Source organism: Rhodanobacteraceae bacterium (genome assembly GCA_016713135.1).
Lineage (GTDB): Bacteria > Pseudomonadota > Gammaproteobacteria > Xanthomonadales > SZUA-5 > JADKFD01.
In genome coordinates this window covers 420,282-432,263 of record JADJPR010000001.1, presented here as the reverse complement: position 1 = coordinate 432,263, position 11,982 = coordinate 420,282, and the positions used below count along the sequence as shown (strand labels likewise).

Here is an 11,982-nt window from a genome sequence, read left to right as displayed (position 1 = left end):
TCCGACGGCGGAACGGCCAGGCGCGAAGGTTAGCGCTCAAGCGCGCGGCAAACCATGCGTTGCGTCTGAACGCCGCCGATCAGCCGTCCCGGTGCGCCTGAGGCGCCGCGGACGTCGCGGCGCCAATACCCGCGCAGGCCGCGCAGTGCAGCTGGCCGCGCAATGGCTGCTCCACCCCGTTGCTGACCATCCCGCGCGCCTGGCCAGGCCATGGCGGTGCAGCACGCGCTCGTACAGCGCCTCGCGGTAGTCGAACAGCTCGTCCGAGATCACCAGTGATGCGGCGGCCACGACGACGAGCATCCGCGCCGGCTGGCGCACCTATACTCGGGCCATGCCCGTCCTTTCCCCACAGCGCCGCCTGCACGGCGCGGTCGCGGTCCTCGCGGCCCTCGCCTGCGTGGCCGGCGCCGTGCGCCTGGCGCCGCCGGCGGCGTGGCTGCTGTGGCTGGCGCTGCCGCTGCTGGCCTATGCGCGGAGCGCCAGCGACGCCGTGGCGCTGGCGCGCTGGCGGGGCGCCGATGGCCGGCGCCGCGTCGCACTCGCGCTGGCCCTGCCCCTGGCCGGCGGCCTGCTGTGCGATTTGCTGCTCGGTCCGCTGCTGGGTGCGCTGCGCGCCCCAGACCGGCTGTACCCGATCCTCGGCCTGAGTGCGCTGCTGGTGGGGATGCTGGTCGCGCAGTGGCGCAGTTGGCCGTGGTTCGGACTGCTGTTCCAGGCCGATCTGCCCGCCGCGGCGGACGACGCGAGCCTGTGGCGCCGCCTTCGCGAACGCGCCCGCGAGCTGACGGTGGTGCCGGATGCCTTTTTCAGCGATGGTTTGCCGGTGGCGGCGGCGCTGCTGCTGGTGCTGGCCGCGCCGGCGCTGCTGCCGCTGTGGCCGGCGGACTGGCCGCGTTGGCTGCTCGCACTTGGCCTGCTGGCGCTGCTGGCCACCGCGGTGGAGCTCGTGCTGCGTTGCACCGCGAGGGCATTGGCGCGGCCGCAACCCACGGCGCACCTGCCCTCCTTCCTGCTCGTCGGCAACCGTGGCAGCGACGAGATCACCGATCCCGATCCCTGGTACGGGCCGCCACCCGAACCCACCCTGCCGCCGGGGCCGGATCACGACTTGCTGCTGGCGGCACGCCGCGGCGATGGCGAGGGCGTGCGCGCCGCGCTCGCCCGCGGTGCCGATCCGAACGCCGCGCCGCCGCCGGAATCGGTCGATCAGCGCAGCGCCCTGATCGCGGCCGCGACCGCCGCCGACCGTGGCGCGCTGCGCGCGCTGATCGCCGCCGGAGCGCAGATCGACCGCGTCTGCGGCGGACTCACCGCACTGCTTGCCGCCACCCGCGACAGCTACGCCGGGCGCATCGACGCGGTGATGACGTTGCTGGCCAACGGCGCCAACCCGAACCTCACCGACGACGCCGGCAACACCCCGCTGCACCTGGCCGCGCTCACCCGCGATGCCGGCGTGGCGCAGAGCCTGCTGGATGCCGGCGCGCGGCTGGATGCGATCAACCGCGACGACATGACCCCGCTGGCGCTGGCCAGCGAGGCGGGCAACTGGGTGGTGGTCGAGTTCCTGCTGAAACGCGGGGCGCATGTCGATGTCGACGGCGCCACGCCGGCGCTGCTGTTCGCCGCCGCGGTGGATGGAGACGATCCCAAGGGCGTCAAGCTGCTGCTGAAGGCGCGCGCCAAGGTCAACGCACGCGGGCCGCAGGGACGCAGCGCGCTGATGGTCGCGGCACTGGCGGACAATGCCGAGATCGCCGAGGCGCTGCTCACCGCCGGTGCGGACCTGGCCGCGCGCGACGACGCCGGGCGCGACGCGCTGCTCGAGGCGGCGCGCGCCGGCGCCCGCCGCGTGCTGCAGCGGCTGGTATTCCACCGCCCCGATGCGCACGCCCAGGACGCCGACGGGCGCGGTGCGCTGCACCTAGCCGCGCAGGCCGGCAATGCCGACGGCGAGACCCTGAAGGTGCTGCTGGCGCTCGGCTGCCCGGCCGACGCGCGCGACGCGCGCGGCATGAACGCAGCCGACATCGCCGCAGCGGCCGGGCGCTGGCCGCTGGTGCGCATCCTCGACCCGGCCTATCCGCTGCCAAGTGCGCACATCGCAGACGAGCACGAGGATCCACCGGCGGAGCCGGAGCGTATCGAACCCGATCCACCCGGCCGCCTGTTGGTGCGCGCGGCGATGCAGGGGCGCTTCCCGCTGTACCAGGAATTGCTCGAGATCCCCGGCATCAGCGGCGCCGAACTGGCCGAGGCGCTGCGCGCGGCGCTGCCGCACCAGGATCGGCGCTACGTCGAGGCGGTGGTCGACAGCGGCCACGATCCCTTCGCGCGCGATGCCAGCGGCTGGTCGCTGTGGGAGCGGCTGTGCGCCGAGGCCCCGGCGCCGCTGGAGCTGCTGCAGGCGCTGCTCGACCGCGCGCCGCGCCACCCCGCTGCGGCTGGCGTATTGCTGCCCGGCCTGTGCCTGATCCCGCAGATCGGCGAGGGCGAGGAATGGATCCAGCTGCGCGAGACCGCGCTGGCAACCGGCGATGTGCACGCCAGCGATGTGCACGGCAGGCCGCTGCTGCTGGCCGCGCTGGCGCAGCTGCCGCTGGCCTGGATCGAGCGCCTGATCGCCGCCGGCGCCGAAGCGCGGGTGCAGGATGCCGACGGCCACAACGCGCTGACTGCGCTGGCCTGGGCGCGGCGCGACGACGCGCGCGAGATCGCGCCGCTGCTGGTGCGCGCCGGCGCCGACCCGGCGCGCCGCGCGCGCGACGGCACCACCGCCGCCGGGATTGCCCAGCTGACCGGCCAGGACGAACTGGCGCGGCTGCTCGACTGGCCGCCCGGCGCCCACCCGGGCGTGGCGCTCGACGGCCGCGCGGTGGCCGCCGCCGGCAAGCGTGGCGACCTGGCCACACTGGACCGCCTGCTGACCCTGGGACTGGACATCGACGGAGTGGACGAACAGGGCGCCACTGCGCTGCTGCACGCCGTCGGCACCGGGCAACTGGAGTTGTGCAAGGCGCTCGCCGAGCGCGGCGCCGACTTGCGCCGGGCCAATCGCGCGGGCGTGTCGCCACTGGCGGCGGCGATCCTGGCGAACAAGCCCGCGCTGATCGACTGGCTGCTCACGCGCGGGGTGGAAGTGGAGAGCGTGGTCCTCGGCCGCATGACCCCGCTGGGACTCGCCGCCGCCTGCCTGCGCCAGCCGCTGGTCGACAGCCTGCTGCAGCGCGGCGCCGATGCGGAAGGCCGCGCCGCGCCGGAGTCGCCGCTGCAGGCGGTCCTGGCGCTCATCGAGGACCCCGCGCGGCCACTGGCAGCGATCCAGGCGGTGGTCACGCGCCTGCTCGAAGCCGGCGCGAACCCCGACCGCCCCGACCGCGACGGCCGCACGCCGCTGCACCGCATGCTCGGCGCCGGTCGCGTCGAGCCCGTGCTGCGCGACGAAGCCCGGCTGCAACCGCTGCTGCAGACCCTGCTGCAGGGCGGCGCCAATCCCAATGTGCAGGACGCCGACGGGCGCACCCCGCTGCACTGGTGCTGCCGCCACGGCCTGGTGCTGTGCGGCGGCTGCCTGCTGGAACTCGGCGCCGACCCGCGCGTGGCCGACGCCAACCGCCAGCTGCCGATCGATCTGCTGTCCCCGCGCTACCGTATCCACCTCGGCCCCGCCCTGCGCCAGGCGGCCGAGGCGTGGAACCGGCAGCGCGGACCGCGTTGAAAGCAGTATTGGTGTGGGTTGTTGGTGTTGGTAGGAGCGGGTTGTTGGTTGTTGGTTGTCGGTTGTTGGCAGCGAAGCTCGCACGCCGCAAGCCTGTGGGAGCCGACTCTGTCGGCGATCTTTCCCGGCGGCTGCCATGGAAGCTCGTGGCTGGAGACACTCCCACCAACAGCAGGGTTACCGGCTCCTACCAACACCAACGACCCACACCAACACCCGCCTTCAAGGCCAACACCAACTCCCAACGCCAACGCGGCCCAATCCACCCACCCCGGAACCCCAGCCATGCCCCTGCCTCCCAAACGCCGCGGTCCGCGGCCACCGCAGCGCGACAGTGCACCGAAGGAATCGGGCGTGTACCGCCATCCGGATGCAGTTCGCGCATCGCCGCCGGCGCCGAAGCGCGAGGAGCGCGGGGGCAGCGAGCGTGGGCCCGCACGGCGGGATGATCGCGCGCCGGCGCGCCGCGACGAGCGCGGTCCAGCGCGGCGCGATGAGCCGCGCGCCTCGCCCTGGGGCGGGTTGCGCACTGATTCGGCGCCAGCGCGCGCGCGACCGGCGCCACGGCCGGCGCCTGCCGCCATCGAAGAATCCGCTGCACCGCCGCACCCACGCCAGGAGCAGCGCAAGCGCGAAGTGCGGATCCATGGCCGCGCAGCCTGTCTCGCAGTGGCCGAGGACCGCTTCGAGGCGATCCGCAAGCTGCACTGCAATTTGCAGCGCTCGAAGGAGCTGGCGCCGCTGTTGTCGCGGCTGGCGCAGGCGCGGATCGGCTACAACGTGGTCGACGATGCGGACCTGGAGCGCCTCGCCGACAGCCAGCACCACGAGGGGATCGTGCTCGACATCGAGCGCATGCCGCAGCCCAGCCTGCAGCGATTGCTCGACCAGCTCGGCCGCCAGAGCGGCCCGGCCTGCCTGGTGGCACTCGACGGCGTGGGCAACCCGCACAACTTCGGCGCGATCCTGCGCAGCGCGGTGCACTTCGGCGCGCGCGCGGTGCTGGTGCCCTCGGGCAGCTCGCTGACCCTGGCCGGCGCGGTCTACCGCGTGGCCGAGGGCGCCGCCGAGCGCGTGCCGGTGGTGCGCTACGACGACCTCGCGCAGCTCAAGGGCCACGGCTTCAGCCTGGTCGCCACCAGCGGCCACGGCGAGCGCCGGCTGTATCGCGACGACCTGCCGGCACGTTCGGTCCTGCTGTTCGGCGCCGAAGGCCCGGGCCTCGCCCGTCCAGCGATGGAGATCGCCGACGCCCGCTGGCAGATCCCGGGCAGCGGTCGCGTGGAAAGCCTCAACGTCGCCCAGGCCGTGGCCGTGGTTCTCGGCGAGTGGTGGCGCGCCGCGCGCGGGTGATTGGTCGTTGGTGTTGGTTGTTGGTGTTGGTGTTGGTGTTGGTGTTGGTTGTTGGCAGCGAAGCAGAAGCAGCGCCGCGGGAGGGGCGCCCTCCAAGGGTCGGCGGCCGCGGGCTCCTGGACGGCGCCGCTCCTGCGGCGCCGCTGTTGCCGTCGACAACCGACAACCGGCTCCGGCACCTCAGCCCAGCGTCGCCACCACCTCGCGCGCCCACACTGCGCAAGCTGCGGCATTCGGGTGGTAGCCATCCTCGGCGAAGGCGGACGGATCGTCCGGCACCGGCGTCGGCACATGCACCGCGGCGTGTGCGACCGCGACTTCACGCCCCACGGCGTCCAGTCGCGCGGCGCGCCAGCCGAAGGCCTGGCGCAGCGGAACCGGGAGCGCAGGAAAGCGGTCCATCGGTGGCACCCCCGCGAGCACGAGTGTGGCCTGTGGCGAGTGCGCCCGCAGCCCGGCCAGCAGCGCCCCAAGCTGCGCGCGCCAGGCGCGGGCGGTGGTCAGCCGGGTGACGTCGTTGACGCCTACCGAGACGAACACAACGTCGGCTGGCTGAGCCGGCAGTGCCTTCAGTTGCCGCAGCAAGTCGCGACTGCTGGCGCCGTTGTCGCCGAGCGCCTGCCAGGCGACCCGCGACCCGCGCGCCGCGAGCGCGCACGCGAGCTGGCCCGGCATCGCATCGGCCAGCTGCGCCACGCCCACCCCGGCGATGATCGAGTCGCCCACCAGCAACAGCCGCAACGGCCTGCCATCACCCACCTCGCCCGAGGTCGCGCCCGCCGCCGGCGGCAGGCGCCGCGCGGTGCGCTTGAGCCACAGGCCCTGCGGCAGCAGCAGCGGCAGGGAGAGCCAGAAGAGGGGGCGTTTGAGCATGGTGGCGGGGGTTGTGGGCTGGCCGGTGGGTCTGTGGCCGGTTGTTGGTTGTTGGTTGTTGGTTGTTGGCGGCAAGAGCTCGCACTCCGCGGGCCTGTGGGAGCCGACTCCGTCGGCGATCTCACCGTCGGCAGGCTACAGAAGATCGCGGCTGAAGCCGCTCCCACTGGCTTCCGGATCACCGGCTCGCGCTGCCAACAACCGACAACCGACAACCGGCGACTCGCTCGCCCGGGAGCCGAGCTCCAGAACCCCGCCGCTAGCCGCCAGACAACCCGAACAGCCGCCGCTTCACCCGGATCAGCGACGAGATCTCGTCGTCGCCGCGGCCTTCGGCCATCAGCGTGGAGTAGTCGCGGTGCGCCGCATCGACGGTCGGCAAACGGGTGCCGAGGGCGGCGGCCATCTGCTGCACGATGCCGAGGTCCTTGTGCAGCAGGCCGAGCTTGAAGCCGATGTCGAAGCGGCCTTCGAGCATGCTCGCCCCGCGCTTTTCGAGGAACCAGCTGTTGGCCGCGCCAGCGGTGAGCACCGCGAGCAGTTGCTCGCGCGGCAGCCCGAGCGCCTCGCCGAAGGCCAGCGCCTCGCATACGGCCTCGGCGATGCCGCCGATCATGACCTGGTTGACGGCCTTGGTGGCCTGGCCCGCGCCGACCGCGCCCATCCGGGTGACGCGCAGCGAAAACGCCTCGAAAGCCGGCAGCGCGCGCGCCAGCACCGCCTCGTCGCCACCGACCATCACGCTCAAGCGACCGTTTTTCGCACCCTCGACGCCGCCGGTCAGCGGCGCGTCGAGGAAGTCGACGCCGATCGCCTTGAGTTCGGCGGCCAGGTCGGTAGCGGTCTGCATCGACACCGTCGAAGTGTCGACCACGATGCTGCCCGGCCGCAGCCCGGGCTTCAGCGCTGCGACCACCGCGCGCACATCGGCATCCGCCGACACGCAGACGAACACCAAGTCCGACATGGCGGCGACTTCCGCCAGCGATTCCGGCGCGGCGACCGACAATTCCGCAGCCAGCGCGGTGGCGCGCTCGCGGGTGCGGTTCCACACCGCGGCGAGTAGCGCGCGGGCGGCCAAATGACGCGCCATCGGCGCGCCCATGGCGCCGAGGCCGGTGAAGGAGCAGCGGAGCATGGTGGGGTCCTTGGATGTTCGAAGAGCGTCAGCTGAAGCGGGGCAAGGGTCAGGGGGCGGGGGATGGAGATGTTCGCATCATCCGACCAAGTCGCTGACTACCAGCACCAGCAGCAACGGTGCGCCGAGGGTTAACGACAGTCTCGAAAAGGTTGGCCCCCCTGCCCCTTGCCCGCTGCCCCGCTTCAATCGCCTCACTCATCATGCAAATACGTGTACCCCACCAAGCCCGACTCCAGCGCCTCGGCGACGCGCTTGGCGTCGACCGGGTCGAGGCTGGCGGCGGCGATCTTGGCGCGGTAGGCCATGCGCAGATGGTCGATGTCGTAGCCGACATAGCGCAGGATCTCGTCGGTGGTGTCGCCCTGGCGCGCGGACTCGAGCTCGAAGCCGGATTCGCCCACGCGGACGCTGACGCTGTCGGTGTCGCCGAACAGGTTGTGCATGTCGCCGAGGGTCTCCTGGTAGGCGCCGACCATGAACACCCCGAGGTGGTAGCGCGCCTCGCCCGGCGCGTGCACCGGCAGGGTGGCCGCGAGGTGCTCGCTGTCGACGTACTGGTCGATGCGGCCGTCGGAGTCGCAGGTCAGGTCCTCGAGCACGGCGCGGCGCGTCGGGCGCTGGTCGAGCCCGCCGAGCGGCATGATCGGGAAGATCTGCTCCAGCGCCCAGATGTCCGGCATCGACTGGAACACCGACAGGTTGACGAAGAACTTGTCGGCCAGCTTCTCGGTCAGCTCGTCGATCGCCTGCTGCTGGCCGCGGCCGTCGTGCTGCAGGCGCGCCAGCACCGCGTGCACGATGGCGTAATAGACATCGTCCAGCGCAGCGCGCTCGGCCAGCGACATCGCGCCGAGCGCGAACAGGGTCTGGCCTTCCTGCTGGTAGTGCTGCGCCTCGTGGTAGACCTCCAGCAGCGGGCGCCGGTCGAGGTCGCCGTAGAGCTCGTGCAAATGGCGCAGCGCGCTCGAATGCGCGTGCGCGCCAGCCGCCGGGTTGCCTTCCGGCATGCGCTCGACCTCGTTGACGTCGGTGACCAGCACCGCGTGGTGCGCGGTCATCGCGCGGCCGGATTCGGTCAGCACCCGCGGCGCGGCCAGGCCGTGCTCGGCGCAGGCTTCGGCCAGCGGCGCGACGATGCTCTGCGCGTACTGGTCGAGGCCGTAGTTGATCGAGCAGAAGCTGCGCGAGCGGGTGCCCTCGTAGTCCACGCCGAGGCCGCCGCCGACATCGACATGCGTGATCTGGTGGCCGAGCTTGGACAGTTCGACGAAATAGCGCACCGCCTCGCGCATGCCGTTGGCGATGTCGCGCACATTCGAGATCTGGCTTCCCATGTGGAAGTGCAGCAGCTTGAGCGCGTCGCCGAAGCCGGCTTCCTTGAGCGCAGCTCGACAGTTCCAGCACCTGGCGCGGCATCAGGCCGAACTTGGCCTTGTCGCCGCCGGTGTTCTGCCATTTGCCGGCGCCGATCGACACCAGGCGCATGCGCACGCCGAGCAGCGGCTCGACGCCCAGGCGACGCGCCTCCTCGATCACCAGCTGCAGCTCGTTGGCCTTCTCGATGACGATGTAGACATCCAGGCCCAGCTTGCGCCCGATCAGCGCCAGGCGGATGTACTCGCGGTCCTTGTAGCCATTGCACACCACGGTGCCGCCGCGGCTCATCGCCAGCACGGTCATCAGTTCCGGCTTGCTGCCCGCCTCCAGACCGAAACCGGCATCGCCGCTCTTCACCAGCTCGGCGACCACATCGCGCTGCTGGTTGACCTTGATCGGGAAGATCGCGGTGTAGCCGCCGGCGTAGTGGCGCTCGTCCATCGCGCGCTGGAACGCCGCCTGCAGCCGGTGCAGCCGGTGCCCGAGGATCTGCGGGAAACGCACCAGCAGCGGGATCCGCAGGCCCTGGCGCTGCGCCTGCGCGATCACCGCGGGAAACGACACCGCCGGACCGTCGGCGCCAAGTGGCCGCACCACCACGTTGCCGGCCTCATCCACATCCACATAGCCCTCCGACCAGTGCGGCACGCTATAGGTGCGGCGCGCGTCGGCAATCGTCCAGGCAGCGGTCATTGGCGGGGCCCGTGGGGAATTTGAGGGGCGCGCAGTCTACTAGGTGTGGGTTGTGGGTTGTGGGTTGTGGGCAGCGAAGCTCGCACGCCGCGGCTCTTGTCGGGCCGCCGCGCCAAGAGATCGCGGGCGAAGCCGCTCCCACGGGCTGGCGGCATGCAGTCTTTGCCCGCAACCCACAATCAGGCACGTCAGCCCGGCGCCTTGGGCTCCGGCTCAGCGTCCGACTCGGGATCCGGCTCCGGAAGGACTTCCGGCTCGTCCACCAGGTCCAGCCCCAGGATGAGGGGGTCGTGGTCCGAGGAGCGGAATGGGTCGGAGCGGAACATGCGGGCGTCAACGGCGCGCGGGCGGTCCTCGCGGTTGTAGTCGAAATCCGGCATCTCGTCGGCGTTGATGTGCCAGACTGCGGCCGCGCGAACCTGGGCAGCGAGGGTGGCGCTGGCCAGCGCGTGGTCGAGGCTGCCGGACAGGCCGTCATAGACGAAACTGTAGTGCCCGGCGCCATCGGCATGGCCCAACTGTGCATAGCCTGCCTCGCGCAACAGGCGGATCGGGTCTTCCTGCGAATAGCTGTTGAGATCGCCGATCACCAGCATGTCGGGGTCGCCGCTGGCGGTGGGGTCGGTCGCCAGCCAGTCGGCGAGCGTGCGCGCGGCCTCGATGCGCGCGCCGTTCCAGCAGCCCTGGCCGTCGCCGCGGTCCTGGTTGGAAGAGTCGGCGTCCTGGCAGCCGCCCTTGCTCTTCCAGTGGTTGACCACCACGGTGAAGCGCGCGCCCAGCTTGGCGACCTCGAAGGTCTGCGCCAGCGGCGCGCGGCTGCCGCGTTCGAAGGGGCCGCTCGTCAGGGTGGCCGCCGGACCTGCCGGGGTGAGCTTGCGCGGTCGGTAAATGATGCCGACGCTGATCTGGTCGCCGCCGAGGCGCTCGCCGGGGGCGCGGATGTAGTCGTACTCGCGCGGACGGCCGCGCGCCTGGTTCAGGCGGAAGGTCAGTTCCTCGATGGCCGAGCGCTTCTCGTAGCCGTCGTTCTCGATTTCGAGCAGGGTGTAGAGATCGGCATCCATCGCCTTCAGCGCCGACAGGATCTTGGCGCGCTGGCGGCTGAGTTCCTCGGCGTCGCTGGCGCCGCGCTGGGTGGGAAAGCCGCCGCCCTTGCCGTCGCCATTGAAGTAGTTGAGGACGTTGAAACTGGCGATGCGCACGCCGCCGGCCACTTCCGGCGCGCTCTCGGGGCGTGCCGCCTGGACCGCCTCGATGCGCTCGGTGGGGTGCAGGCGGTAGCTGCCGCCGCGCTGGTCAAGTACGCCGGTGATGCCGGAGATCTGGGTGCCCACGCGGAAGGGTGCATCGATGCTCGGCTGCCCCGGCAGCCAGGACACGCGCTCGGGCGCGGTGTTCGCGATGCTGCCGTCGTCCAGCAACAGCCGCGCACGTTCGTTGTCCATCGCCAGCGCACGCGCCTGCTCGCCTGGCGGGAAGCGCTCGGTGGGCACCCACTGGCGACCGGTCAGGCCGATCAGCATCTCGCCACGCGACAGCAGCGCGTAGTTGGAGAGCACCGTGGCAATCGGCTCGATCACGATGGCCATGCTTTCCAGCGCTTCCCAGTCCTCCGCCACCAGCGGCGGCTCCTCGATCAGCGAGGGCTGCGGCAACTCATCGACCTTGCCGCAAAACTGGAAGGAGCTGAGCTCGACCAGCGCGGTCAGGATGGCCTCGCCGTCGCCGATCTCCGCGACGCGTCCGTGCACGCGCACGATGTCGCCGCGCTCCACGTTGGGCCGCGCGCCGTCGATCTGCACGAACAGGCCTTCACTGGTCATCGGATCGCCGTCGCGGTCCGGCTGCTGTGCCTGCAGAAACACCCCGCCGAGACCATCGATGGCGTCGGCGATCACCACCGCTTCCACGGTGGCCATCTGGCCGGCCTGCGGGCTTTTCAGCGCCGGCCCCTGGATGCTGCTGATCGCGTCGGCCGGAGCACCGCAGACGGCTGGCTGCACCAACGTCTCGGTGCCGATCGGCGTGCCGTGGCGATCGCAGGCGGCACCTGCGCCGGCGGTGAGGATCGCAGTTGCCAGCACACGCGTGAAGTTCATCGATTTCCCCTGGCTGGAAACCAGAACGCCGCCTCGCGGGCGGCGTTCCGGACTTGCGTTGCTTGCCTGCGGCTTACTGCACCTGGCCGACCATGTGCTCGACCGCGGCGCGCACCTGCTCGTCGGTCAGCGACGGGTTGCCGCCCTTGGCCGGCATCACGCCCGCGGCGCCCTGGAAGCCCTCGACGGCGTGCTTGACCAGCGTGTCGACACCCTGCGCCATGCGCGGCGCCCAGGCGTCCTTGGTCATCATCGGCGCGCCACCGGCGCCCGAGTTGTGGCAGGCGCCGCAGAGGTTCTGGTAGATCACCGCGCCATCCAGGGTGCCGCCGTAGGCCACCTGGCTGGCCAGCGCCTTCTGTCGCGCTTCCTCGGCGGCGGCGATGGCCGCGCGGCCGGTGTCGCCGGCATTGACGCCACCGATGGGTGCGAGGCGTGCATTGGTCTCGGCGCGCTGGGCCGCAACGCGCTCGCGCTGGATCGGATTCAGGTCTTCGTCTGCCACCCCGGACGCGGCGGCGCTGTAGCCGTAGAAGCGGTCATTGATGTAGTGCGCGACGATGATCAGCAACAGTGCGAACACCATCAGCCCGATGATCAGTTGCGCGAAATGCTTCAGGAAGACCGCATCGTACTTGGTCACGGAGTTTGCCCCTTGGAATCCGAATGCAATGGGCCGGGCACCTCGCGGGGCGCTGGCCAAGGGCGCGGAGTATACGAGGCGG

General features: G+C 71.5%; 7 protein-coding genes and 1 pseudogene. 2 read left to right on the top strand and 6 right to left on the bottom strand.

Going from position 1 to position 11,982, the window contains the following annotated elements:
• Nucleotides 1-36 precede the first annotated feature (36 nt).
• On the bottom strand, nt 37-303 hold the full coding sequence (locus tag IPK27_01570; GenBank protein MBK8066343.1) for a hypothetical protein: 267 nt from the start codon (nt 301-303) through the stop codon (nt 37-39).
• A 31-nt stretch (nt 304-334) separates the two neighbouring features.
• On the opposite strand from IPK27_01570, the gene IPK27_01565 reads away from it, so the two are divergent.
• Together IPK27_01565 and IPK27_01560 are read left to right on the top strand one after the other, a co-directional pair.
• Nucleotides 335-3,721, top strand: a complete 3,387-nt coding sequence (locus tag IPK27_01565) for an ankyrin repeat domain-containing protein (GenBank protein ID MBK8066342.1) — start codon at nt 335-337, stop codon at nt 3,719-3,721.
• A gap of 285 nt (nt 3,722-4,006) precedes the next feature.
• Nucleotides 4,007-5,074, top strand: coding sequence for an RNA methyltransferase (locus IPK27_01560; GenBank protein MBK8066341.1), 1,068 nt, complete (start codon nt 4,007-4,009; stop codon nt 5,072-5,074).
• A gap of 180 nt (nt 5,075-5,254) precedes the next feature.
• On the opposite strand, the gene IPK27_01555 is transcribed toward IPK27_01560, so the two are convergent.
• The 5 genes and pseudogenes from IPK27_01555 to IPK27_01535 all read right to left on the bottom strand — a co-directional run bounded on the left by IPK27_01555 (nt 5,255) and on the right by IPK27_01535 (nt 11,900).
• Nucleotides 5,255-5,947, bottom strand: a complete 693-nt coding sequence (locus IPK27_01555) for an SGNH/GDSL hydrolase family protein (protein ID MBK8066340.1) — start codon at nt 5,945-5,947, stop codon at nt 5,255-5,257.
• Nucleotides 5,948-6,206: 259 nt separating this feature from the next.
• A complete protein-coding gene (locus IPK27_01550) occupies nt 6,207-7,085 on the bottom strand; it encodes an NAD(P)-dependent oxidoreductase (GenBank protein MBK8066339.1) in 879 nt (292 codons plus the stop codon).
• 194 nt (nt 7,086-7,279) lie between these two features.
• A pseudogene (speA, locus tag IPK27_01545) lies at nt 7,280-9,158 on the bottom strand (biosynthetic arginine decarboxylase).
• Between the two features lie 188 nt (nt 9,159-9,346).
• Nucleotides 9,347-11,257 carry an ExeM/NucH family extracellular endonuclease gene (locus tag IPK27_01540; GenBank protein MBK8066338.1) on the bottom strand — a complete coding sequence of 637 codons (1,911 nt, stop codon included), beginning with the start codon at nt 11,255-11,257 and terminating at the stop codon, nt 9,347-9,349.
• 73 nt (nt 11,258-11,330) lie between these two features.
• Nucleotides 11,331-11,900: a cytochrome c5 family protein gene (locus IPK27_01535; protein ID MBK8066337.1), complete on the bottom strand. Its 570-nt coding sequence runs from the start codon at nt 11,898-11,900 to the stop codon at nt 11,331-11,333.
• Between the last annotated feature and the right edge of the window lie 82 nt (nt 11,901-11,982).